Annotated in this window: 19 protein-coding genes; 8 read left to right on the top strand and 11 right to left on the bottom strand. The window is 72.7% G+C overall.

The annotated features are described in order from the left end of the window. Positions 1 to 20: 20 nt before the first annotated feature. On the bottom strand, positions 21 to 908 hold the full coding sequence (locus Ade02nite_RS14845) for a fructose bisphosphate aldolase (protein WP_203762413.1): 888 nt from the start codon (positions 906 to 908) through the stop codon (positions 21 to 23). 109 nt (positions 909 to 1,017) lie between these two features. On the opposite strand from Ade02nite_RS14845, the gene Ade02nite_RS14840 reads away from it, so the two are divergent. Beyond that, positions 1,018 to 1,869, top strand: a complete 852-nt coding sequence (locus Ade02nite_RS14840) for a phosphatidylinositol-specific phospholipase C/glycerophosphodiester phosphodiesterase family protein (protein ID WP_203762410.1) — start codon at positions 1,018 to 1,020, stop codon at positions 1,867 to 1,869. On the opposite strand, the gene Ade02nite_RS14835 is transcribed toward Ade02nite_RS14840, so the two are convergent. Continuing rightward, positions 1,802 to 2,587 carry an MmyB family transcriptional regulator gene (locus tag Ade02nite_RS14835; RefSeq protein ID WP_239168761.1) on the bottom strand — a complete coding sequence of 262 codons (786 nt, stop codon included), beginning with the start codon at positions 2,585 to 2,587 and terminating at the stop codon, positions 1,802 to 1,804. The two genes, Ade02nite_RS14840 and Ade02nite_RS14835, sit on opposite strands and share 68 nt — an antisense overlap. On the opposite strand from Ade02nite_RS14835, the gene Ade02nite_RS14830 reads away from it, so the two are divergent. Together Ade02nite_RS14830 and Ade02nite_RS14825 are read left to right on the top strand one after the other, a co-directional pair. Beyond that, positions 2,562 to 2,912 (top strand): cyclophilin-like fold protein, encoded by a 351-nt coding sequence (locus tag Ade02nite_RS14830; RefSeq protein WP_275409910.1) that lies wholly within the window; start codon positions 2,562 to 2,564, stop codon positions 2,910 to 2,912. The two genes, Ade02nite_RS14835 and Ade02nite_RS14830, sit on opposite strands and share 26 nt — an antisense overlap. Before the next feature lie 50 nt (positions 2,913 to 2,962). Beyond that, complete coding sequence (locus Ade02nite_RS14825) at positions 2,963 to 3,697, top strand: class I SAM-dependent methyltransferase (RefSeq protein WP_203762404.1); 735 nt, start codon at positions 2,963 to 2,965, stop codon at positions 3,695 to 3,697. A gap of 6 nt (positions 3,698 to 3,703) precedes the next feature. Here Ade02nite_RS14825 and Ade02nite_RS14820 read toward each other — a convergent pair whose 3' ends face one another. After that, the gene (locus Ade02nite_RS14820) at positions 3,704 to 4,528 is read right to left on the bottom strand and encodes an alpha/beta fold hydrolase (protein ID WP_203762401.1); all 825 of its coding nucleotides are present in this window, start codon (positions 4,526 to 4,528) and stop codon (positions 3,704 to 3,706) included. A gap of 108 nt (positions 4,529 to 4,636) precedes the next feature. Continuing rightward, positions 4,637 to 5,623, bottom strand: coding sequence for a M17 family metallopeptidase (locus Ade02nite_RS14815; protein ID WP_203762398.1), 987 nt, complete (start codon positions 5,621 to 5,623; stop codon positions 4,637 to 4,639). Between the two features lie 134 nt (positions 5,624 to 5,757). On the opposite strand from Ade02nite_RS14815, the gene Ade02nite_RS14810 reads away from it, so the two are divergent. Continuing rightward, on the top strand, positions 5,758 to 7,791 hold the full coding sequence (locus Ade02nite_RS14810) for a hydantoinase/oxoprolinase family protein (protein ID WP_239168760.1): 2,034 nt from the start codon (positions 5,758 to 5,760) through the stop codon (positions 7,789 to 7,791). Next, positions 7,788 to 9,458, top strand: coding sequence for a hydantoinase B/oxoprolinase family protein (locus tag Ade02nite_RS14805; protein WP_203762395.1), 1,671 nt, complete (start codon positions 7,788 to 7,790; stop codon positions 9,456 to 9,458). The genes Ade02nite_RS14810 and Ade02nite_RS14805 overlap by 4 nt, the downstream gene beginning before the upstream one ends. On the opposite strand, the gene Ade02nite_RS14800 is transcribed toward Ade02nite_RS14805, so the two are convergent. Genes Ade02nite_RS14800 through Ade02nite_RS14770 form a run of 7 tightly spaced genes read right to left on the bottom strand, consistent with a single transcriptional unit; the run spans position 9,406 to position 17,157 of the window. Beyond that, positions 9,406 to 10,911 (bottom strand): PucR family transcriptional regulator, encoded by a 1,506-nt coding sequence (locus tag Ade02nite_RS14800; RefSeq protein WP_203762392.1) that lies wholly within the window; start codon positions 10,909 to 10,911, stop codon positions 9,406 to 9,408. The two genes, Ade02nite_RS14805 and Ade02nite_RS14800, sit on opposite strands and share 53 nt — an antisense overlap. Then, positions 10,908 to 12,017: an S-methyl thiohydantoin desulfurase family protein gene (locus Ade02nite_RS14795; RefSeq protein WP_203762389.1), complete on the bottom strand. Its 1,110-nt coding sequence runs from the start codon at positions 12,015 to 12,017 to the stop codon at positions 10,908 to 10,910. The genes Ade02nite_RS14800 and Ade02nite_RS14795 overlap by 4 nt, the downstream gene beginning before the upstream one ends. After that, complete coding sequence (locus Ade02nite_RS14790; RefSeq protein WP_203762387.1) at positions 12,014 to 13,279, bottom strand: hydantoinase/oxoprolinase N-terminal domain-containing protein; 1,266 nt, start codon at positions 13,277 to 13,279, stop codon at positions 12,014 to 12,016. Before Ade02nite_RS14790 ends, Ade02nite_RS14795 begins: the two co-directional genes overlap by 4 nt. Before the next feature lie 17 nt (positions 13,280 to 13,296). Continuing rightward, entirely contained in the window at positions 13,297 to 14,295 is a 999-nt protein-coding gene (locus Ade02nite_RS14785; RefSeq protein ID WP_203762385.1) for an ABC transporter permease, read from the bottom strand. Further along, positions 14,292 to 15,806: a sugar ABC transporter ATP-binding protein gene (locus tag Ade02nite_RS14780; protein WP_203762383.1), complete on the bottom strand. Its 1,515-nt coding sequence runs from the start codon at positions 15,804 to 15,806 to the stop codon at positions 14,292 to 14,294. Before Ade02nite_RS14780 ends, Ade02nite_RS14785 begins: the two co-directional genes overlap by 4 nt. Continuing rightward, positions 15,806 to 16,825, bottom strand: a complete 1,020-nt coding sequence (locus Ade02nite_RS14775; protein ID WP_239168759.1) for a sugar ABC transporter substrate-binding protein — start codon at positions 16,823 to 16,825, stop codon at positions 15,806 to 15,808. Before Ade02nite_RS14775 ends, Ade02nite_RS14780 begins: the two co-directional genes overlap by 1 nt. Continuing rightward, positions 16,822 to 17,157: an antibiotic biosynthesis monooxygenase family protein gene (locus tag Ade02nite_RS14770; protein WP_203762381.1), complete on the bottom strand. Its 336-nt coding sequence runs from the start codon at positions 17,155 to 17,157 to the stop codon at positions 16,822 to 16,824. The genes Ade02nite_RS14775 and Ade02nite_RS14770 overlap by 4 nt, the downstream gene beginning before the upstream one ends. A gap of 297 nt (positions 17,158 to 17,454) precedes the next feature. On the opposite strand from Ade02nite_RS14770, the gene Ade02nite_RS14765 reads away from it, so the two are divergent. From Ade02nite_RS14765 to Ade02nite_RS14755, 3 genes are all read left to right on the top strand, one after another. Continuing rightward, positions 17,455 to 19,683, top strand: coding sequence for a hydantoinase/oxoprolinase family protein (locus Ade02nite_RS14765; protein WP_239168758.1), 2,229 nt, complete (start codon positions 17,455 to 17,457; stop codon positions 19,681 to 19,683). Further along, positions 19,680 to 21,398, top strand: a complete 1,719-nt coding sequence (locus Ade02nite_RS14760; RefSeq protein WP_203762379.1) for a hydantoinase B/oxoprolinase family protein — start codon at positions 19,680 to 19,682, stop codon at positions 21,396 to 21,398. The genes Ade02nite_RS14765 and Ade02nite_RS14760 overlap by 4 nt, the downstream gene beginning before the upstream one ends. A 139-nt stretch (positions 21,399 to 21,537) precedes the next feature. Beyond that, on the top strand, positions 21,538 to 22,737 hold the full coding sequence (locus tag Ade02nite_RS14755) for a metal-dependent hydrolase family protein (RefSeq protein ID WP_203762377.1): 1,200 nt from the start codon (positions 21,538 to 21,540) through the stop codon (positions 22,735 to 22,737). Positions 22,738 to 22,948 lie beyond the last annotated feature (211 nt).

Here is a 22,948-nt window from a genome sequence, read left to right as displayed (position 1 = left end):
ATCTCCCGCGCGGCTTCCTCTCAGGTGCCCGACGCGCGGGAGATGGCGGCAATGGCCTTGGCCAGCACCTCGTCGAACTCGGCGTCGCTCTGGTCGCGGCGCAGGTCCTGGGTGAGGGCGCGGGAGAAGCTGGCGATCAGCCCGTGGTTGCGGGCCAGCCGCTCGTCGGCCTCCTGCTGCGTGTAGCCGCCGGAGAGGGCCACCACCCGCAGCACCTTGGGGTCGGCGATCAGCCCGGCGTAGAAGTCGTCGCGGCTCGGGATCGACAGCTTCAGCATCACCTGGCGGCCCTCCGGCACGCCCGCGAGCCGGTCGACGATGCCCTCCAGCAGCAGGTCCTCGGCCGCGGCCTTGTCACCACTGTGGATGTCCACCTCCGGCTCGATGATCGGCACGAGCCCGGCCGCGAGGATTCGCTCGGCATAGCCGAACTGCTGGTCGAGCACGGCCGCGATGCCACCCTTGTCGGCCCGCGCGATGAACGAGCGCATCTTGGTGCCGAAGACGCCGCGCCCCGTGGCCCGCTCCAGCAGCCCGTCGAGCCGGGTGAAAGGCTTCATCAGGCGTACGCCGTCGCGCTCCTCCGCCAGCCCCTCGTCGACCTTGACGAACGGCACGACCCGCTTGCGGTCCCAGAGGTACGAGGGAGTGGGCACCCCGTCGACGTCGCGGTCCATGGTCTGCTCGAACAGGATCGCCGCGAGCACCCGGTCGCCGGTGAACGACGGCGCCGTGATGATCCGCGACCGGAACTCGTGCATGAGGTCGAACATCTCGTCGTCGTCCGACCACGCCGACGCCGGCACACCGTACTGCTCCAGCGCCTTGGGGGTGCTCCCGCCGCTCTGATCCAGCGCCGCGAGGAAACCCCGGCCCGACCCGACCTTCGACAGCTGCTCCTGGTTCATCCCCCGATCCTGGCACCGGCGCGCCGGCCCCGCTCGGAACGAACGGGGTTACGCCTGTCACCATGCGCACGTCATCGACGATTCACGATGGGCCGTTACGTTTCGCCGCATGACTCGCAGAGCTCTGACCCTGGTCGCCGCCGTGTGCGCGCTGCTCACCCTCGCACCCGCCGCCGCGCAGGCGGGTGGCGGCCACGGCGTGCGCCCGTTGCCGCGCGCCCACGCCCACAACGACTACGAGCACGAGCGCCCGCTGGCCGACGCCCTGTCGCACGGGTTCACCAGCGTGGAGGCCGACATCTACCTGGTCGGCGGCGAGCTGCTGGTCGCGCACGACCCGGAGGACGTCGTTGCCGGCCGTACGCTGCAGAGCCTCTACCTCGATCCGCTGCTGCGCCGGGTGCGCGCCAACCACGGGCAGGTCTACCGGGGCAGCCGCCTGTCCCTTCAGCTCCTCGTCGACATCAAGAACACCGGCGCGGCGACCTACACCGAGCTCGACCGGGTGCTGCGCTCCTATCGGAGCATGCTCACCACCTACCGCAACGGCCGTGTCTCGACCGGTGCCGTGACGGTCGTGATCAGCGGTGATCGCCCGCGCGACCTGATAGCCGCGCAGCGGGTGCGCTCCGCGTTCTACGACGGCCGCAGCGCCGACCTCGACTCCGGCGCGCCGGCGAGCCTCATCCCGCTGATCAGCGACAACTGGAACAACCTGTTCACCTGGCAGGGCGTGGGCCCGATGCCGGCCGCCGAACGCGCGAAGCTGCGCCAGTTCGTCGGCGACGCGCACGCCGCCGGCCGGCGGGTGCGCTTCTGGGCCACCCCGGACACCGCCGGCCCGGCGCGCGAGGCCGTGTGGCGCGAGCTCGTCGCCGCCGACGTCGACCACATCAACACGGACGACCTGGCCGGCCTGGAGGCGTTCCTGCGCGCGACGCCGCACGCGCGGGCGGCCTAGCCGCGATGTCCAACATCGCGAGCCGCTCAGCGGAGAGCGAGCCCGGCTCGGCGGTGTAGACGGTCATCGTCAGGCCGGGGGCGTCGCGCAGGTCCAGGCTCTGGTACGAGAGCTCGAGCTCGCCCACCACGGGATGGCGCACCTGTTTGACGCCGGTACCGTGCGCGCGGACGTCGTGGGCTCCCCAGCGGCGGCGGAAGCCGTCGCTGCGGGCGCGCAGCTCGGCGATCAGGTCGCGCAGCTCCGGGTCGTGCGGGTCCTTGCCGGCCGCGGTGCGCAGGTTGGCCACCGTCATGTCGGCGGCCAGCTCCCAGTCCGGATAGAAGCGGCGGGCGGCGCCGTCGAGGAAGGTGAACCGGGTGGCGCACCAGGGCGCTGGTGCCGTCGGCCTCGTGGGCGAGCCGCTGCAGGTGGGCCCGCTCGGCGTCGTCGAGGCGCAGGGCCCGCGCGAGCGCCTCGAGCACCCCCGGCCGACGCGCCCGCCAGCGCGCCCCGTTCGAGCTTGGCGTAGTACTCGACGCTCATCCCGGCCAGGCTCGCGACCTCGCTGCGCCGCAGCCCTTTCACCCGGCGCTGCCCGAAGTCGGGCAGCCCGGCTTGCGCGGGCGTGATCCTGGCGCGGCGGGTGGTGAGGAACTCGCGCACCTCCGCTCGGTTGTCCACGCCCCGACCGTACGACGGGTGGCCGAGCCGTGGAATGCCCTGGGAGTACACCCATCGTCAGTGGCTGTCCGCCGCGCCGGCTCGCCGCGATGCTGCCCTTGACCGTCCCGCTCCGCGACGTGTGGGGCCAGGCGAAATCGGGCCCGCTGCCGGAACCGCTCGACCCGGCCGGCGAGACGCCGATCCACGACCCGGCACCGGGCGAGATCTACTACTGGCCGTCGACCGGCGTCATCGCCCTCTACTACGACGACCTCGGCCAGACCGTGCCCGCGCCGGGCCTGATCCGGCTGGGCAGGCTCGACTCCGGCGCCGGCGTCCTCGCCGGGGCGGGCCGGCGGCTCACCCTCCGCATCGTGCCCGCGGAGCCACCTCCGTGAAGCGCGGAGGCGGCTCTGCGCGAACCGCGGAAGAGGCGGATGATCGGCCGATGGAGATGCGCAACCGGGACGCCGACTGGGATCGGTGGCCGGTGGACGACTATGTGGACGAGCTCTATCGGGCCGTGCAGCCGGACGACGACGCGGTGCTCGTCCACCACTCGGCGTTCTACCGGCGGTTCGCCGCGGGACACTTCGGACGGTCGCTGGAGCTGGGCGCCGGGCCCAACCTGTATCCGCTGATGCTGGCCGCCGCGGTGAGCCGCGAGATCGAGGCCGTGGAGCCGAGCGCGGCGAGCGTCGCCTACCTGCAACGGCAGGTGCGCGACGGGGCGGATGCCAGTTGGGAGGTCTTCTACCGGAGGTGCCGTGCCTTGCAGCCGGCCCTGCCGGGCACCCTCGGCGAGGCCCTGGCCCGGGTGCGCGTGCGGCGCGGCGGCGCCTTCGAGCTGGCGCCCGGCTCGTACGACCTGGCCTCGATGCACTTCGTGGCCGAGAGCGCGACCGAGAGCCCGGCGGAGTTCGGCGAGCTGTGCCGGGCGTTCGCGGGCTCGGTGCGGCCGGGCGGGTGGCTGGTCGCCGCGTTCATGGAGAACATGGGCCGCTACCGGATCGGCGACGGTCCGGTGTGGCCCGGCCACCCGGTCGACTCGGCGATCGTCCGGGACGTCTTCGCGCCGCTGACGGACGAGCTGGCGATCGACCGGGTCGACTCCGTGGCGACCAGCGACGGTTACGAGACCACCGGGATGGTGCTCCTCACCGCGCGCCGGCCGCCGCGATAGGCCGGCTCAGGAGCGGATGAACTCCAGCAGGTCGGCGTTGATCACGTCGGCCTGGGTGGTGGGCATGCCGTGCGGGAAGCCCGCGTACGTCTTGAGCGTGCCGTTCTGCAGCAGCTTCGCCGAGAGCGGGCCCGAGTCCGCGTACGGCACGACCTGGTCGTCGTCGCCGTGCATGACCAGCACCGGCACCGTGATCTTCTTGAGGTCCTCGGTGAAGTCGGTCTGCGAGAACGCGACAACGCCGTCGTAGTGGGCCTTCGCGCCGCCCATCATGCCCTGGCGCCACCAGTTCTGGATGATCGCCTCGATCGGCTCGACGCCCGGCCGGTTGAAGCCGTAGAACGCGGTGGCCGGCAGGTCGCGGTAGAACACCGAGCGGTTGGTGGCCACCTGCTCCTGGATGCCGTCGAACACGCTCTTGGGCAGGCCGCCCGGGTTGGCCTCGGTCTGCACCATGATCGGCGGAACGGCGCTGATCAGGACGCCCTTGGCGACCCGCGACTCGCCGTGCCGGGCAATGTAGTGGGCGACCTCGCCGCCACCGGTCGAGTGCCCGACGTGGATCGCGTCGTGCAGGTCGAGATGCGCGGTCAGCGCGGCCAGGTCGTCCGCGTAGTGGTCCATGTCATGGCCGTCGGCGACCTGCGTCGAGCGGCCGTGCCCGCGGCGGTCGTGCGCGATGACCCGGTAGCCGTGCCGAAGGAAGAACATCAGCTGCGCGTCCCAGTCGTCGGACGACAGCGGCCACCCGTGGCTGAAGACGATCGGCTGACCCGAGCCCCAGTCCTTGTAGAAGATCTCGACGCCGTCATTGGTGGTGATGAAACCCATGGTCCCCCCTCATCGTTGCTTGCAAGCTCAACCTATTCGGTCGGCCTCCGGCGGACCACGAAAGCGCGATGAACAAATGGGTGCCCCTCGTCACGGGCGTAACAGCCGTCACGCGAGCAGGGAGAGCAGGGTGCGGGCGCCGAAGCCGGTGGCGCCGTCGGCCGAGGCGTCGCCCTTCCAGGCCGGGCCGGTCATGTCGCAGTGGACCCACGGGATCGACGGCGGGACGAACTCGCCCAGGAACAGGGCGGCGGTTATCGCACGGCCGGAGTCGTGCAACGGGTGGTTGCGCACGCCGTACGGGGTGCGGACCTGGTCGATGTAGCGCTCGTCGTAGGGCAGCCGCCACATCGGCTCGCCGGCGCGGGACGCGGCGGCCAGGAAGCGGGCGACGGCGTCGTCGTCGCGGCCGAGGACGGCGGCGATCTCCGGGCCCAGGGCGATCTCGGCCTGGTAGGTCAGCGTGGCCAGGTCGATCAGCAGGGCGGGCGACAGGGAGGCGGCGAGGGCGAGGGCGTCGGCCAGGATCACCCGGCCCTCGAAGTCGGTGTCCAGGATCTGGATCTCGGTGCCGTTCCAGGCCGTGACCACGTCGCCGGGGCGAGCCGCGCCCGGGCCGGGCAGGTTCTCGGCGAAGGGCAGGACGGCCGTGACCGGGACCGGGCAACCGGCCGCGGGCAGCGCCGCCATCACGGCCAGCACGGTGGCGGCGCCGGCCACGTCCATCCGCATCGACTGCATGGCGGCCGGGGACTTCAGGGACAGGCCGCCGCTGTCGAAGGTGATGCCCTTGCCGACCAGGGCGACCCGCGGCGGGCCCTGCAGATAGTCGAGCCTGACCATCTGGGGGCCGTTCGGGGAGCCCCCGCCGATGGCCGAGAGCGCGCCGAACTCGGCGGCGTCGAGCACGGTGACGGTCAGCCCGGGAAGAGATGACGCCCAGGAGGCGGCGGCCGCCGGGGTGAGCAGGTTCGGCGGGGCGCTGGTCAGCAGCCGGGCCAGCGCGACCGCGTCATCGGCCGTTCCCGAGGAGGTCACCGCATCGATGGCCGCCTCGATCTCGGCCCGGCGGTCGCGCTTCGCGAAGACAGTCATGGCCGCAGTCTTCAGAGCCGCCCGCGGGGGCGATCGTGCGCGAAGCACGCAGCGGCGGCGGAACGCTGGGCAGCGCGCACACTTTCCCCGCACCGCCCGCCCCTAGCTTGCGAGGACCGATCGAGGGAGAACAGATGGGGCGGTATCGAGTAGCGATGGACATCGGTGGCACGTTCACCGACGTCGTGACGTACGACCAGGAGAGCGGGACGTTCGCGGCCACCAAGGCGTCGACCACCCCGGGCAACCTCAGCGAGGGCGTGCTCGCCGGCCTCGGCGCGGTGGTGGACGAGCCCGCCGGCATCGACTTCCTGGTGCACGGGACCACGCAGGGCCTCAACGCGTTCCTGGAGCGCCGGGGCGTGCCCGTGCTGCTGCTGGGCACCGCGGGCGTGGAGGACAGCTACCACATCGCGCGTGGCCCGCGGACCAGGCTCTACGACCTGCACTACCGCAAGCCGGAGCCGCTGGTGCCGCGCCGCGACGTGCTCGGCATCGGCGGGCGCATCGCGGCCGACGGCACCGAGCTCGTGCCCCTGGACGAGGACGCGGTCCGCTCGGCCGCCCGGCGGGTCGAGGGCGCCGTCGCCATCGCGTTCCTGTTCAGCTACAAGAACCCGGCGCACGAGCTGCGGGCCCGCGAGATCCTGCACGAGGAGCTGGGCGACGACGTCACGGTGTCGGTGTCGCACGAGGCGGCGAAGGAGTGGCGGGAGTACGAGCGCACGTCGTCGGCGGTCGTCGAGGCGTACACGGGCCCGATCGTCCGCCGTTACCTGCTCGACCTGGAGGGGCGGCTGGCGGACCGGGGCCTGCGGGTGCCGCTGCACGTCATGCAGTCGTCGGGCGGCGTCCTGACCGCCGAGTCGGCGCGCCGCCGCCCGCTGCAGACGCTGCTCTCCGGGCCGGTCGGCGGCGCGATCGCGTGCGCCGAGCTGTCCCGCCAGACCGGCCGCCCCCATCTGATCGGTGTGGACATGGGCGGCACGAGCTTCGACGTGTCGCTGATCGTCGACGGCGAGCCGGACGTGTCGGCCGAGGCGCAGCTCGAGGGCCTGCCGATGCTGATGAGCGTGGTCAACATCCACACCGTCGGCGCGGGCGGCGGCTCGGTGGCCTGGGCCGAGGCCGGCGGCCTGCGGGTCGGCCCGCGGTCGGCGGGAGCGCGGCCCGGACCGGCCTGCTACGGCCGCGGCGGCACGGAGCCGACCGTCACCGACGCCAACCTGGTGCTGGGCCGCATCGACCCGGAGGGCTTCGCCGGCGGGCAGATGACGCTCGACACCGAGGCGGCGTCGACGGCGGTGGACGGGCTCGCCGAGGTCTTCGGGATGACCACCACGGCGATGGCCGAGGGCATCTGCGACGTCGCGAACTCCAAGATGGCCCAGGCGATCCGGACCATCACGGTCTCCCGGGGCATCGAGCCGCGCGACTCGGCGCTGGTCGCCTTCGGCGGGGCCGGGCCGATGCACGCCGTCTTCCTGGCCCGCGAGCTCGGCATCGCCGAGACGGTGGTGCCGCGCTTCCCGGGCGCGTTCTCGGCGTGGGGCATGCTGCAGACGCGCATCCGGCAGGACTGGACCGAGCCGTACTTCTTCCTCGACCAGGACCTGAACACGTCCGACATGTCGGCGCGGCTGACCCGTATGGAGGCGGACGGCCTGGCGGCGTTGACGCACGAGGGGGTCTCGGCCGAGCAGAGGTCGGCGACACACGCCGTCGACATCCGGTACGCCGCTCAGGAGTACACGCTCACCGTGCCGCTGACGAGCGCCGACGAGCCGAACGACGAGGACTTCCTCGCCAACGTCGCCCAGCGCTTCGCCGACCTGCACAAGTCCCGCTACGGCCACGCCAACCTGGGCGCGCCGATCGAGTTCGTCGCCCTGCGCACCGCCGCCTTCGGAGACCTCGGAAGGCCGGAGCCGCAGAAGTGGCCCGCCGCGACCAGCACGGAGTTCCCCCATGCCGTCCGGGAAGTGATCTTCGACGGCGAGCCCCGGCAGGCGATCGTGGCACGGCGCGACGACCTCTTCGTCGGCCACACCTTCACCGGTCCCGCGGTGGTCGTCGAGGACACCGCCACCACTGTCGTACCGCCCGGCTACAGCGTGAGCGTCGACGACATCGGCTCGCTCGTGATCAGGAAGGACCAGAACGCATGATCGACCCGGTCACCGTCGAGATCATCCGGAACGCGCTCAACGCGGCCGCCGACGACATGAACGCCACGCTGATCCGCTCGGCGTACACCCCGATCATCTACGAGTGCGGCGACTGCGTGGTGGCCCTGCTCGACGCGAACCACCAGGTGCTCGGCCAGTCCGCCGGCCTGCCGATCTTCCTGGGCAACCTGGAGACGTGCACGCTCGCCACCGAGGAGCGCTTCGGCCGCGAGGTGTGGCAGCCGGGCGACGTGTGGATCCTCAACGACAGCTACCTGGGCGGCACGCACCTCAACGACGTCACCATCTTCGGCCCGGTCTTCGTCGACGGGACGCTGGTCGGCTTCACCGCGAGCCGGGCGCACTGGATCGACGTGGGCTCCAAGGACCCCGGCGGCTCGATGGACTCGATCTCCATCTTCCAGGAGGGGCTGCGGCTCGGCCCGCAGAAGCTCGTCTCGGGCGGCGTGGAGGAGCGCGCGGTCATCGACACGATCGGCACGAACGTGCGCTTCCCCTACCCCACCACCGGCGACATGCACGCGATGATGGCCTGCATCCAGATGGGCGAGCGGAGGCTTCAGGAGATCGTACGGCGGTTCGGCCTGGACACGCTCGAGGCCGCGCGCGACGAGATCTTCCACCAGACCGAGCTGCTCGAGCGCGCGGTGATCGCGAAGATCCCGGACGGCGTCTACACGGCCGAGGGCGTGCTCGACAACGACGGCGTCGACCTGGACACCCCGGTCCCGATCCGGTTGCGGATCACCGTGACCGGTGAGGAGATCGACTTCGACGTCACCGAGTCGGCCGACCAGACCGTGGGCCCGGTCAACTGCGGCGTCTCGCAGGCCGTCTCGGCCCTGCGGGTCGGCTACAAGCTGTTGGTCAGCCCCGACCTGCCGGGCAACGGCGGCTCGTTCCGCTCGATGACGACCCAGGTGCGCGAGGGGTCCGTCCTCGGCGCGCGGTCACCCGCGGCCTGCCAGTGGTACTTCTCGCACCTCGGCCTGCTGATCGACATGGTGGCCCGGGCGCTCGCGCCGGCGCTGCCCGGCCAGGTGGCCGGCGCGTCGCACGGCGACTCGATGATCATTTTGAGCTCCGGTACGGATCCGCGGGTGAGCCGCGACTTCGTCAGCCTGGAGGCGACCGTCGGCGGCTGGGGCGCCTGGAACGGCTCGGACGGCGAGAGCGCGCTGATCAACAACGTGAACGGCTCGCTGAAGGACATCCCGATCGAGGTGCACGAGACCCGCTACCCGTGGCGGATCACCGAGTACCGGATCCGGCCCGACTCGGGCGGCGCCGGGCGGTGGCGCGGCGGCAACGGCGTGATCCGCGAGTACGAGGCGCAGACCGACATGGCGGTGTCGCTGTGGTTCGAGCGGTCGCGGCAGCCCGCCTGGGGGCTGTTCGGCGGCGAGGACGCGGTCGGCCCCGAGGTTGTGATCAACCCGGGCCGCCCGGACGAGCGGCGCATCCTCAAGATCAACGGCATGAAGATCAAGAAGGGCGACGTCGTCCGGTGTGCCACGGGCGGCGGGGGCGGCTACGGCGACCCGACCGAGCGGTCGGCCGACGACGTCCGCGCCGACGTGCTCGACCGCAACATCACGGCGGAGACGGCTCGCTCCCGCTACGGGATCGGCTCCACAGCGTCGTGAGCGCGTAGCAGAGCACGTGCAGGGCCAGGCGCTGGCCCGGCTCGTCGTAGGTCAGGCCGAGTTGCCGGGCCCGCGCGAGCCGGGCCAGCACCGTGTTGCGGTGCACGCCGAGCTGCTTGGACGCCTGGCTCAGCGATCCGCCCGCGTCGAGCACCGCGAGCACGGTCTGCACCAGCGGCGCCCGGTCCTTGGCGGCCATCAGCTCGGCCAGGGTCAGGTCGGCGACCTGGGCGATCTCGGTGGTCGGCAGCCAGGCCAGCGCCGCGGCCGCGCCCACCTGGTCGAACCACTGCACCGACCCGGCGCCGGCCTCGCGGGCCACGTGCGCGGCGAGCCGGGCCTCGGCCACCGAGCGCATCAGCCCGCCGACGCCCTCGTGCGCGCGGCCCACACCGACCACGAGCCGGTGCGCGACCGCCGAGTCCCGGAAGCCGGTCAGCGCCCGGCGCAGCGCCGCGACGTCGTCCGCGTCCGGCCCGCTGTGCCAGGAGATCCAGCCGTCGCCCTCGGCGATCAGCGGCCAGCCGCCGTGCCCGCGCTGCCAGGACGCCCGGATCAGGTAGGTGACCTCCTCGGACGGCTCGCCCTCGGGGCGCTCGGGCGCCAGCCAGACCGCGCGGTTGTGCAGCCCCACCTGCCAGCCCAGCTCCGCCGTCCAGCTGGGCGCCTCGCCGTCGCCGAGGCGGCGCAGCAGGCCGAACGCCGCCTGCTCGTGCGCCGCGCGGGCGGCCGCGTCGAGCCGGCTGCGGGCCCACGCGGCCTGCAGCGACGGCCGGGCCAGCCGCAGCAGCGAGGCGACCTGGTCGACCCCGGCCGGGCCGGGCACCGGCGCCGCGGCGACCAGCCGGGCCGCCGACCGCTCCCCCGCCGCGTGCACCTCCACCTCGATCTGGCGCGCCTGCGGCCGCTCGGCGAGGGCGGCGGCCTGACCGGCCACGACCACCTCGCCGACCACCAGGGCCACCGGGACGCCCTGCAACTCCCGGTTGAGCACGCCGAGGACGCCGCGGATGCCGGTCTGCTCGGCGAGCAGCTCGGCGATGCGGGCCTGGCGCTGGGCGCGGGCCGCGGCGGGCGCGCTGACCTGCCCGGCGAGCTGGAGGGCCACCTCGATCGGGTCGTCCTCGACGACGATCAGCGACATGGCGAGCCGCTCGGCGAGCGCCGCGCTGGACGCGCCGGCCACCGTGCGCGAGACGACCACCGCCGACAGGTTGCGCTCCCAGGCGAGGTGCAGCGCGGCGGCCAGCGACCAGCCGCCGGTCGCCGCCTCGTCGTGCAGCACCACCAGCTCGTGCGGCAGGCAGTGGCGCAGCCGGTCGAAGGTCTCGGCCAGCACCACCTGCTCGACCGTGCGGGCCGGATCGGCGAGGTGCAGCTCCGCGCCGGCGAGCGGCCGGATACGGGCCAGCTCGCCCAGCGTGATCGGCGACGTCGACGGGCGCGCTCTCATCGGCGCCTCGGGTGCTCGAGCGGGATCCCGTGCGAGGCCAGGCCGACCATCTCCATCCCCTCCGGCGAATACCAGACCGCGTCGGCCGGGGTGACCAGCACGTCGATCAGGTCGCCCGGCTCCAGGCTGTCGAGGGTGGCGAGCGCGCCGCGCGAGACGTCGAGCAGGCACATCAGGTCGGGCGCGCCCGCGATCAGCGCGCCGTCGGCGAAGACCGCGACGATCTCGCTGCGCAGCTCGATGCGCAGCTGCCGGCCGAGCCCGCCGGTCTCCTCCACGACCAGGCTGGACGGGTGGGCCGGGATGGTGACGTCGTTCTGCCGGCTCAGGTGCTCGAGCTCGGCTATCCGCCCGCGCGCGACGCGGCGGCAGCCGGTGATCGCCCCGAGCCGGGTCACCAGCGCCTCCGGGTCGGTCGTCTCCAGCAGCACCCGGCCGACGTTGGTGATCCGCGACATCGTCCCCGGCAGGGCGGCCCGGCGCAGGGTTCCGGCATCGACCGGGTACGCGGCGAGGGCCGCCCAGCCGCCCACGGTGTCGACGTTGGCGCGCAGCATGCGATCGGCGCGCGGGCCGGAGAGCACCTCGACGAGCACGCTCTCGCCGGTGGGCCCGACCGCCACCAGCGGCGTCGGCGACACCCCGGCCAGGTGCATCGCGGTGTGGTGGATCAGCGCGAAGGTGCGGCCCATCCCGTCCGCGTCGAGCAGCGGCACGCCCAGCTGGGCGGCCGTCACGACCGGCACCAGGGCGCTGATCGTGGCTGCGGCCAGCGGGTAGACGGCGCCGAACCGCACCTTCTGGAGGCGCTCGATCTGGCGTACGGCGAGCACGAACTCGTCGCCCGCGGGCGGCAGGTCGGCCATCGCCGAGCCGGAGCCGAGCACGCACACCGCGACGCACTGCGTGTCGGGCGCGACCGACTCGACGCGCATCAACGGCACCGGCCCGTTGCGTTCCAGCAGCCCGGCCAGCCACGACGTCACCGAGGAGCGGCCGGCGTCGCCGACCGCTGGCGAGTAGAACTTGGCCCCCTCGTAGAGGGCGGGCACGTCCTCGGCGCTGATCGACGCCATCGCGCCGAGGTAGCCGGCGGTGCCGCTCATCGGCCGGCCGGGGTGTCGTCGGGGGCGCCGGCCACGCGCACGCGAATCCGGACCGTCCCGGACGGGCTGTACGGCACGGCGACCGTGGAGATCTCGGCGATGTGGGTGGTGCCCGGCGCGGCGCCGTTGGCCATGACCATGGCGGTGGCGCGCTCCTCGGCGTCGCGGCGGACCCGCTCCAGCTCGTCGGCCGACTCGATGAACGCCACCTCGTCGAGCCACGAGGCCGGGCGGGCGATCGCCGCGCCGACGCAGGCCAGCAGGCGCTGGTCGTGCGGGGCCCGGATCACCGGCACGTCGCCGCCCCGCGACCCCGGGGGCTCCGGCGTCAGCGCGGCGGTCGGCACCACCAGCTCGGTGCCGAGCTGGGGCTGCTCGGCCAGGCGGACGACGGCGAGCCGGTGCCGCACCTCGCCCGCGGCCGGGCTGCCGTCGCGGTCGAGCAGGACCCGGCAGTCGTCGAGGCCGGCCAGGTGGGCGGCCCCGCACAGCTCCAGCGCGTCGGTCGCGCCGAACGCCATGACCGGGGTGACGCGGATGCGCGAGGGTGTGCTGTAGCCGCCGTCGCCGCGGGCCACCCGCAAGCGCACGTCTCCGGGCAGCCGCGCGAGGGTGCGCTCGCAGCGGTCGAGCAGCCGCTCGGCCAGCGGGGTGAGCGCGCAGTCGAGCACCACCGTCGCCTCGCGGGCGGTCAGCCCCTGCCCGCCGTAGTCGCTCGCCACCGAGATGCGCGCGCCGGGCACCGCGGCCTGGATCGCGTCGGCCACCTCGCGCTCGTGCGCCGGGCGGGCCTGCGACCCGGCGGCGACCACGGCCACGTGCCGGATGCCGGTGGCGGCGAGCTCGGCGGCGATGCGGGCCAGCCCGGGCCGGTCGAGCGGGCGCAGCTCGTTGCCGAGCAGGTCGTGCCCGCCGCCGACGGTCCAGCGGCCGGCCACCCGGCGCTCCACCGCCGCGGCCGGCGACTGGGCGAGCACCGGGTCGGTGGCGGCGCGCGGCACGACGCGCACCACCGCCACGGGCGGGATCTCGCTGTCCGGGCGCAGCAGAGCGTCGAGCAGCACCGGCGCGATGTCCACGGTCACCGCGTCGGCGCCCTGGGGGGCCGCCCGACGCGCCTCGGCGACCGCCGCCGCGATGACCCCGTCCGCGTCGTTGCGGGCCGGCGCGACGGGCTCCACCGGCACGGCGGTGGCGCCGTGCACCACCGCCGCGTATGCCCTCTCGGGCCGGAGACTCACCCCGATGGTTGGTGCCGACATTGCGACATCCTAATCCGCTATCGTGTGCGTTTTCGCAGCCAGCGGTCCATGGTCACGGCGAACAGGATGAGGCAGCCCTGGAGCACCTGCTGGTAGATCGTGTCCCAGCCGAGCAGGTTGAAGCCGTTGCCGATCAGCGTCAGCAGCAGCGCGCCGACGACGCCGCGCCAGACCGCGCCCTCGCCGCCCAGGATGCTCGTGCCGCCCACCACCGCCGCGGCGATCGCGGTCAGCTCCATGCCGGTCGCCATCGTCGACTGCGCCGAGCCGGCCCGGGAGGCGAGGATCAACCCGGCCAGCGCCGAGCAGACGCCACTGATCACGAACGCCGACACGTGGATGGAGCCGACGCGGATGCCGGAGAGCCGCGCCGCCTCGGCGTTGCCGCCCACCGCGTACAGCCGGCGGCCGAACGTCGTGCGGGCCACGATCACGCCGATCGCCGCCACCACCACGACGAAGACGATCGTCGCCGAGGTCAGGCCGAACAGCGACGGCCAGGTCAGCATGCCGAAGTCCTCGGCCTGGGTGGCGAGCGGGTAGACGATCGCGCCGCCGGTCACCATGACGGCCAGGCCGCGATAGACGAGGCTGGTCGCGAGCGTGCCGACGAACGAGTTGACGCCGCTGCGGGTCACCACCATGCCGGTGACGAAGCCGAGCAGGGCGCCCGCGGCGACCGCGCCGGCGAACCCGACGTACACGTTGGTGACCTTGACGATCTGCACGCCGATGATCGCCGACAGGGCCAGCGTCGCGGACGCGGTCAGGTCGAAGACGCCGCTGATGATGCAGACCGTCGCGCCCACCGCCAGCAGGCCCAGCACCGCCGTCTGGTCCAGCAGGTTGACGAGGTTGGCGCTGGTCAGGAACGTGTCGGTGCTGACCGACAGCGCGATGACGATGACCACGAAGGCGGCCACGATGCCGTAGTCGCGCAGCCGGAAGGCGAGGCTCGACACGTTCGCGGCGGCCGGGGGTTTGGTCACCGCCTGAGGGGATACGTCCACGCTCACGTGGGAACCTCCTGATCGCCGAACGCGGCTGAGATGACTGTCTCGGGGGTGGTGCCGCGCGGGAACTCCCCCACCGGCCTGCCGTGCCGCAGCACGAGGACCCGGTGCGAGAGCGCGAGCAGCTCCTCGATCTCCGACGACACGCAGACGACGGCCATCCCGTCGCGGGCCAGGCCGGTGATGAGGTGGTGGATCTGGGTCTTGGCGGCCACGTCCACGCCGCGGGTGGGCTCGTCGATGAGCAGCACCCGCGGTGCGCGCAGCAGCCACTTGGCGAACAGCGCCTTCTGCTGGTTGCCGCCGGAGAGCGTCTCGATCGCGGCCGCCGGGTTCGCGGCGCGGATGTCCACGGTCCGCGAGATGTCGCCGACCGCCGCCCCCTCGGCCCTCTTGCGGACGAACGGGCCGACGCGGCGGCCCGGCAGCGACGACAGGGCCACGTTCTCGGCGACCGAGCGGACCATCACCAGGCCCTGTTCCTTGCGGGACTCGGGCACCATCGCCACCCCGGCGGCCATCGCGTGCCGCGGCGCGCCCCGCTTGATCTCCACGCCGTCGACCTCGACCACGCCGTCGGCCGGCTTGTCGGCGCCGAACAGCAGCCGCAGGGTCTCGGTGCGCCCGCTGCCGACCAGGCCGGCGATGCCGAGGATCTCGCCGGCCCGCACCTCCAGGTCGATGCCCTGCACCAGGCCGCGGCGAAGGTTGCGGGCGCTGAGCACGACGGGCGCGCCGTCGGGCACCGGATCGGGGTCGGGATAGAGGACGTCGATCTCGCGGCCCACCATCTGGGCGACCAGGTCGCGCGGCGAGGTGTCCGCCGCGTCCCCGGTGCGCACGAGGTTGCCGTCGCGCAGCACGGTGATCCGGTCGGCCACCGACAGCACCTCGTCGAGGAAGTGCGAGATGAGGATGACCGTGGTGCCCGCGGCGGCGAGCCGCCGGATGAGCCCGAGCAGATTCTCCTTCTCGTGCTCGCCGAGCACCGCGGTGGGCTCGTCGAGCGCGATGACCCGGGCGCCGCGGGCCAGCGAGCGCAGGATCTCCACCTGCTGCTGCACGCCGATCGGGAGGCGGTCGACCCGCGCGTCCGGGTCGACCGTGAACCCGGTCAGCTCGACCAGCTCGGCGAGCCGGCGCTTGTCGCGCCGGGCGCGGACCAGGCCGCCGCGGTGCGACCAGCCGGCCAGGAAGACGTTGTCCAGCACGGACAGCGCCGGCACCAGGGCGCCCTCCTGGGAGATCAGGCTGACGCCGTGCGCGATGGCGTCGCGAGGGCTGGCGATGCTGACCTGCTCGCCGTCGAAGCCGATGGTGCCGGCGTCCGCCCGGATCGCCCCGCCGAGGATCTTCAGCAGGGTGCTCTTGCCGGCGCCGTTCTCGCCCACCAGGCCGTGCACCTCGCCCGGCGCGATGTCGAGGTCGACGCCGCGCAGGACGGAGACGCCGCTGTAGCTCTTGCCGATGCCCCGCACCGAGATGGACGGGGCCCGGTTGCCGTCGGTGCTCATCAGTCGGAGTAGTCGGCCGTCTGGCCCGCGAGGGTGGTCTTGGTGCCGAGGCAGTTGAAGGTGGTCAGCGTCGTGCAGACCACGGTCGACTCCGGAGCGCTCTGCCCGCGCGCCTTGGCGAGGCCCAGCTCGGCGGCCTTCGCGCCGGACTTCTTCTCGGGCACCGAGTAGACGCCGTACCAGGTGCCCTTGTTGACGTAGTCGTAGGCCTGGGTCGAGCCGCCGTTCCCGACGAAGGTGATCTTCTTGCCGGCGGCGAGCGGCGTGGCGCCCTCGAGCGCCTGCGACGAGCCGATCACCACGTCCACGTCGGGGTGCGCCTGGAGCAGGTTCTGCATCGCCGTACGACCGCTGTCGGGGGTGTATCCGCCGACGAAGTTGGCGATGACCTCGGACGCGCCGCCCGCTTTGAGGGCCTTGACCGCGGCGTCGGTGCGGGCCGTGTCGAGCGGGTAGTTGGCGAAGCCCTGGAAGTAGGCCACCTTGCAGCCGGTCGCGGCGCCGATCGACGCGCACGCCTCGGTGCCGAGCTTGGCCAGGCCGTCGCCGTTGACCGTGGGCGGGTCGATGATGTTGATGGTGCCGGGGATCTGCGGGTCGGCCGTGTCGTACTTGCCGCCGACCGGGGTGAACTCGATGACCGTGGGGATGCCGGCGGCCACGGCCTGCTTCACCGGGTTGACCATCGCGGTGCCGTCGTTCGCCTGGACGATGATGACGTCGTACCGCTTGGAGGTCACCGCGTCCTGCAGCTGGTTGACCTGGGTGGGTCCGTCGAAGTTCGAGTCGAGGAAGGTGGCCTCGGCGTTGTTCGCGGCCGCGTACTCCTGGATGCCGGCCCAGGTGGCCTGCGCGAAGGAGTTCGCCTTGGCGAAGCCGAAGAAGCCGATGCTGAGCTTCTTGCCGGCGGGGGCGGCCGTGGCGGCGCTGCCGGCGGCCTCGGTGTCCGGCTTGCTGCAACCGGCGACCAGGAGCGCGGCGGCCAGGCCGGCTCCAACATAACGGGCAACTCGTATCACTGGTGCTCCTCTGTCTGCGAAGAGGGCTCGACGAGCTCGAAAACTCCGCCAACGAGCGGCTCGTCCTCCCGGATGTCCAGTAGTGCGGTGAGCCCCTCGGACAAAGAGGCCCGCCACGGGTCGGCGACCCAGTTGCCGTAGTCGGCCGCGGTGTCCCAATCGGCGGTGACGATGTGGGTCGCGGCGCCGGCGTCGACGGATCGCAACAGTTCGGCGGCACGGCACCCGGGGAACGATCGGGCGCGCTCCAGGACCCGGTGGTCCGCGTAGAAGGCTTCGAGGTCGGCGGCCTTGCCGGACGCCGCCCGGAGGGTGAGAACGCTGCGGAACATGGGACCTCCCGGTGCTCACGGGTTCAGGAGTTGGCAAATGCTGACGGTGGCCGGTCCGCCACGGATGTGCGCCGAGCACACCGGCGCGGCCGTTCGCTGTGCAGGCACCGTTCGGGCGCTGTCCCGCGGCGCCGGCGTGCCCGCCGTTCACGATTGACACGGCTCTTGACCCCGTGAAACGTTCGGCCTCTCGCCGCGCCAACCGGCGATTCTCCTTCGGCTCCTTCTGACAGCCGTCTCCTCCCGCATGCCTTCCTGGCTCCGCCGCCGCATGCGCTCTGGCGAAAGGCGAACACCATGACCAGCACCAGCCGCGTGGCCATCGACGTCGGGGGCACCTTCACCGACGTCGTGGAGCTGACGCCGGCCACCGGGGAGATCCGGTTCGGCAAGGTGCCCACGACCCCGTCCCAGCCGACCGCCGGCGTGCTCGACGCGTTCGGCACCACGCGGGCGCCGATGGCCGACATCGGCATGTTCACCCACGGCACCACGCTCGGCCTCAACGCCCTGCTGACCCGCACGGGCGCGCGCACCGCGGTGATCGGCACGGCCGGCTTCCGCGACGTCTACCTGCTCGGCCGCACCGACCGGCGCACGAACTACGACATCACCTACCGGCCGCCGCCGGCGCTGCTCGAGCGGTACGACACGTTCGAGGTGCCCGAGCGCAGCCTCTTCGACGGGTCGGTGCACCTGCCGCTCGACGAGGACGCGGCCCGTGCGGTAGCGACCGAGATCGCGTCGCGCGGATACGACTCGGTGGCGGTGGCCTTCCTGCACTCGTACGCGAACCCCGCCCATGAGACCCGGATGCGCGAGATCCTCGCCGAGGTCGCGCCGGACGTGGTCGTCACCGTGTCGCACGAGCTCTCCCGCGAGTACCGCGAGTACGAGCGGACCAGCACGGCGGTGCTCGACGCCTACGTGAAGCCGATCGTGCGCCGCTACCTCACCCGGCTGGAGGGCGAGCTCGCCGCCGGCGGGTTCGAGGGGCGCTTCCTGATGACCCGCTCGGGCGGCGGCGCGATGACCGCGAGCGCGGCCCGGGAACAACCGGTCAGCCTGATCCTGTCCGGGCCGGCGGGCGGCGTGATCGGCGCCGCCGAGTTCGGCAAGCTGATCGGCTCGGACAATCTGATCACGATCGACATGGGCGGGACGAGCCTGGACGCGTCGCTGGTGATCGACGGCCAGCCGGTGCTGCACCAGGGCGCCGAGTTCGAGAGCCTGCCGATCAACACGCCGTCGCTCTACATCCACACCATCGGCGCGGGCGGCGGCTCGATCGCCTGGCTCGACGGGGCCGGCGCGCTCCAGGTGGGGCCGCAGAGCGCGGGGGCCGATCCCGGGCCGGCGTCGTACGGCAAGGGTGGCACGCAGCCGACCTTCACGGACGCGGCCCTCGCGGTGGGCTACATGGGCGGCTCGGCGGCGCTCGGCGGGCGGCTGACGCTGGACGATCGTGCCGCGCTGGACGCGCTGTCGCTGCTGGCCGACAAACTGGACATGTCGCCGCTGGCTCTCGCGCGCGGCATCATCCGGATCTCCACCACCAAGATCATGGGAGCGGTACGGGCGATCACGGTCGAGGTGGGCCGCGACCCCAAGGACTTCGCGCTGCTCTCCTTCGGCGGCGGTGGCGGCCTGGTGGCCGTCGACGTGGCGCACGAGCTGGGCATCCCGAGGGTCATCGTGCCGCCGGGGCAGGGGGCGTTCTCGGCCTTCGGGATGCTCTTCGCGGACGTGCAGCACGACTTCGCGCGGACGGCGGTGACGCCGCTCGCCTCGCTCGACTCCCCCGAGGTCGAGGCCTCCTTCGCCGAGATGGGCCTCGACGCCGCGGCCGCGCTGGCCGCCGACGGCTTCGGGGCGGACGCTCAGGTGCTGACGCGGAGCGTCGACGTGCGCTACGCCGGCCAGGAGCACAGCGTCACGGTCCCCGTGCCCGCCACGCCCCCTGCCGGCACCTCGCCCGCCGCCGCCCTGACCTCGCCCGCCTCCCTTGCCCCCGCCCCCACCTCCCTTGCCGCCGCCCCCACCTCTCTTGCCGGCGCTCCCACCTCCCTTTCCCCCGCCGCCACCTCCCTTGCCGCCGCTCCCACCTCCCTTGCCGCCGCCCCCACCTCCCTCTCCCCCGCCCCCACCTCCCTTGCCGCCGTTGTCATGCGGGAGTTCACGGAGCTTCACGAGCGGCAATACGGGCACGTCATGGACGACCCGATCGAGGTCACGACGCTGCGCCTGCGGGCCACCGGCCGGGTCGAGAAGCCGGCGCTCTCGCTGTTGCCGGAGCGCGACTCCGGCCCCGTGCGGGCCGAGGGCACCCGCGACGTGTACGTCTCCGCCGCCGAGCCCGCCGTCCCGTACGCGCTCTACACCCGCGAGGCCCTGCTGGCCGGTGACGAGATCGCCGGGCCGGCCGTCATCCACGAGCACACCGCGACCACCGTCATCCACGCCGGCGACCACCTGCGGGTCGGCTCGCACGGCGAAATGGTCATCACCATCAAGGCGGCATCATGATCGACTCCATCACCATCGAGGTCATCCGGCACGGTCTGCTGGCCGCCGCCGAGGAAATGGCCCGCAACCTGTGCCGGACGGCGTACAACACGGTCGTCTACGAGATCCACGACTACGGCATCGGCATCCACGACGCGGCGGGCGACGTGGTCGCCGACGCGCCCGGCATCGCCGTGTTCACCCGCGGCAACGACCACGGCATCAAGCGGGCCGTGGAGTTCCTCGGCGCCGACAAGATGCTGCCCGGCGACGTGTTCCTGCTCAACTATCCGTACTGGTCGTCGGCGCACACGCTGGACCCGCTGGTCTTCGCGCCGATCCACAGCGACGGCACGCTGATCGGCTTCGCGTCCTGCCGGATCCACGTGCTCGACCTCAAGCAGAAGGACGCCGGGTACGTGCTCGACTCGACGGACATGTACCAGGAGGGCATCTTCTTCGCGGCGGCCAAGCTGTACCGCGAGGGGGTGGCCAACGAGGACGTCTTCAACGTGGTCCGGTTCAACAGCCGGATGCCGGAGCGGACCATCGGCGACCTCCAGGCGCAGGTGTCGGCGTGCGTCACGGGCGTACGGCGTACCCAGGAGATCGCCTCGAAATATGGCGCCCCGGTGCTGACGGAGGCCATGGAGGCGATCAACGACCACGGCGAGAAGCTGGCCCGGCTGGCGCTGGCGAAGCTGCCGAAGGGCACCTGGACGGCGTACGACTTCGTCGATCAGGACGGCGTCGACCTCGACCGTCTGATCAAGATGAACGTGACGGTGACCGTCACGGACGACGAGATGATCGTCGACTGGACCGGCAGCGAGAAGGACGTGCGCGGGCCGATCAACCTGCCGGTCGGGCAGACGGAGGCGTTCTGCAGCCTCATCTTCAAGTCGTTGACCACACCGGACACGCCGGTGGTGGCGGGCAACTTCCGGCCGCTGCGGGTGATCACGGAGCCCGGCTCGGTGATGCACGCGGTGCCGCCGATGCCGACGTTCACGCTCTGGACGGGCCTGCTCGGCGGCGAGGTGGTGCTGAAGGCGCTCGCGCAGGGCATGCCGGACCTGGTGCCGGCCTGCTCGGGCGGGGACGTGTGCTCGATGATGGGGCTGGGCGTCAACCCGCGCAACGGCGAGGCGTGGCTGGAGGCCACGAACGAGGCGGTCGGCTTCGGCGGCCACGCGGGCGGCGACGGGGCGGACGGCATCATGCACCTGTCCGAGCCGGGCTGCCGCAACAACCCGGTCGAGGTGCTCGAGACCAAGTCGCCGATGTTCATCGAGTCGTACGGCTACCGCCCCGACACCGGCGGCGCGGGCAAGCACCGCGGCGGCGTGGGGGTCGGCAGGTCGTACCGCTTCACGGCGCCGTCCACCGGCATCTGCATCGTCTACAAGACGAAGACGAAGCCGTGGCCCATCGAGGGCGGCCGCGAGGGCGACAACAACCACATCGTCCTGAACCCCGGCACCGACCGCGAAAAGGTGACCGGCGGCAGCTACAACCTGCTCGACGCGGGCGACGTCCTGGTCAACAACACGGGCGGCGGTGGCGGCTACGGCAACCCCTTCGAACGCGACCCGTCCCGCGTGGCAGCCGACGTCCGCAACGGCTTCGTCTCGGCCGGGGCCGCCGCAGCCTCCTACGGCGTCGTCGTGGACCCGGTAACCTTCGAGGTCGACGCCGAGGCCACCACCCAACTGCGCACCGCGATGCCGGCATGACCCCGCTCCCGTTGTCCACAGCAGCGACTTATCCACAGCCCTCCAGCACGATCAAGCCCCTCTCCAGGAGAATGGCTGATGGGGAGGCCCCCTGGGAGGGCGGGTCCCGTGGTGGGGAGCTGTGCGCAGGGAGCCCGGCGTGAGCGGCTCGCTGTCGATCATCAACGCGACGATCTTCGACGGGGTCAACGGCGATCTCGTCGAGGGCTCGGTGCACGTCGCCGACGGCCGGATCACGGCCGTCGGCGGCGGCGCCCCGGCCGACGCCGACCGGGTGCTCGACGCGCGCGGGCGGACCGTGCTGCCGGGGCTCATCGACGCGCACTGCCACGCGTACGGCATCGATCTGAACATGCTGTCGCTGGAGTCGCGGCCTCTCAGCTATGTGGCGCTGGCCGCGGCGAAGCGGCTGGCGGGTGCGCTGAGGCGGGGCTTCACGACGGTGCGCGACCCGTCCGGCGGCGACGCGGGGCTGGACCGGGCCGTCCGGGAGGGGCTGATCCCGTCGCCGCGCTATCTGTGGACGGGTGCGGCGCTGAGCCAGACCGGAGGACACGGTGACGTACGCGCGGCCGACTCGGACGTGTGCGGCTGCAACGCCCACACGGTCGAGGTGGTCGACGGCGTGGATCCGCTGCGCGTGGCCGTCCGCGACCGGCTCCGGCGCGGCGCCCACGCCATCAAGATCATGGCGTCGGGCGGCGTGGTGTCGCTGACCGACCCGATCCGCATCCCGCAGTACTCGCCGGAGGAGATTCGCGCGGTCACCTCGGAGGCGGCGAGGCGGGGCAGCTATGTGGCGGCCCACGCCTACTCGCCGGAGGCGATCCGGCACGCGGTCGCGAACGGTGTCCGCACCATCGAGCACGGCAACCTGCTGGACGCCGACACCGCGTCGTTGATGGCCGCCGAGGGCGCCTTCCTGGTGCCCACCCTGGCCGCGTACGACGCGATGGACCGCCGCGGCGATGCGCTCGGCATGCCGCCGGTGTCACAGCGGAAGAACCGGGAGGTCCTCGATGCCGGCCGCAGGGCCGTGGAGCTGGCCCGCGCCGCCGGCGTGCGGGTCGGCTTCGGCACGGACCTGATGGGCGTCCTGGAGGAGGAACAGCTCCAGGGCCTGCGCCTCCAGGTGGAGGTGGACGGCGTAGCCACGGCCCTGCAGTCGGCCACCTCGGTGAACGCCGCCCTGATCGGCCGCGACGATCTGGGCCGCGTGGCCCCCGGCTGCGTTGCCGACCTCCTCATCATCGACGGCAACCCGTTCGAGGACGCGTCGGTGCTGTGGGCCGGCCCGGCCAACCGCACGGTCGTCCAGGCCGGCACGGTCGTCTCGTAGCTCCTGGGGCGCCGGTCCGCGCGGCCGGCGCCCCTCAGGGCATCGCGCCGCACGTGACGCTGCCGCTACGCGTCGGGGGTGCGCGCTTCGACGAGCTCGCCGTCCGGTGTCTCGGCGATGCCTGCCGGATTTGTTCTCCCGGGTTGGCTCCTCGGCCCTTTCCTCGCTTGTCTCCCCTGCCCTTCGCTTGCTTGTCTCCCCTGCCCTTCGC

The organism is Paractinoplanes deccanensis, assembly GCF_016862115.1.
GTDB lineage: Bacteria > Actinomycetota > Actinomycetes > Mycobacteriales > Micromonosporaceae > Actinoplanes > Actinoplanes deccanensis.
The sequence above is the reverse complement of the archived record's forward strand: the minus strand, read 5'-3'. Positions and strand labels throughout refer to the sequence as shown.

Excerpts from the sequence above, each read along its gene's own strand:
- Ade02nite_RS14845 (WP_203762413.1), bottom strand. The coding sequence starts at position 908 with ATGAACCAGGAGCAGCTGTCGAAGGTCGGGTCGGGCCGGGGTTTCCTC.
- Ade02nite_RS14840 (WP_203762410.1), top strand. The coding sequence starts at position 1,018 with ATGACTCGCAGAGCTCTGACCCTGGTCGCCGCCGTGTGCGCGCTGCTC.
- Ade02nite_RS14835 (WP_239168761.1), bottom strand. The coding sequence starts at position 2,587 with ATGGGTGTACTCCCAGGGCATTCCACGGCTCGGCCACCCGTCGTACGG.
- Ade02nite_RS14825 (WP_203762404.1), top strand. The coding sequence starts at position 2,963 with ATGGAGATGCGCAACCGGGACGCCGACTGGGATCGGTGGCCGGTGGAC.
- Ade02nite_RS14820 (WP_203762401.1), bottom strand. The coding sequence starts at position 4,528 with ATGGGTTTCATCACCACCAATGACGGCGTCGAGATCTTCTACAAGGAC.
- Ade02nite_RS14815 (WP_203762398.1), bottom strand. The coding sequence starts at position 5,623 with ATGACTGTCTTCGCGAAGCGCGACCGCCGGGCCGAGATCGAGGCGGCC.
- Ade02nite_RS14810 (WP_239168760.1), top strand. The coding sequence starts at position 5,758 with ATGGGGCGGTATCGAGTAGCGATGGACATCGGTGGCACGTTCACCGAC.
- Ade02nite_RS14805 (WP_203762395.1), top strand. The coding sequence starts at position 7,788 with ATGATCGACCCGGTCACCGTCGAGATCATCCGGAACGCGCTCAACGCG.
- Ade02nite_RS14800 (WP_203762392.1), bottom strand. The coding sequence starts at position 10,911 with ATGAGAGCGCGCCCGTCGACGTCGCCGATCACGCTGGGCGAGCTGGCC.
- Ade02nite_RS14795 (WP_203762389.1), bottom strand. The coding sequence starts at position 12,017 with ATGAGCGGCACCGCCGGCTACCTCGGCGCGATGGCGTCGATCAGCGCC.
- Ade02nite_RS14790 (WP_203762387.1), bottom strand. The coding sequence starts at position 13,279 with ATGTCGGCACCAACCATCGGGGTGAGTCTCCGGCCCGAGAGGGCATAC.
- Ade02nite_RS14780 (WP_203762383.1), bottom strand. The coding sequence starts at position 15,806 with ATGAGCACCGACGGCAACCGGGCCCCGTCCATCTCGGTGCGGGGCATC.
- Ade02nite_RS14770 (WP_203762381.1), bottom strand. The coding sequence starts at position 17,157 with ATGTTCCGCAGCGTTCTCACCCTCCGGGCGGCGTCCGGCAAGGCCGCC.
- Ade02nite_RS14765 (WP_239168758.1), top strand. The coding sequence starts at position 17,455 with ATGACCAGCACCAGCCGCGTGGCCATCGACGTCGGGGGCACCTTCACC.
- Ade02nite_RS14760 (WP_203762379.1), top strand. The coding sequence starts at position 19,680 with ATGATCGACTCCATCACCATCGAGGTCATCCGGCACGGTCTGCTGGCC.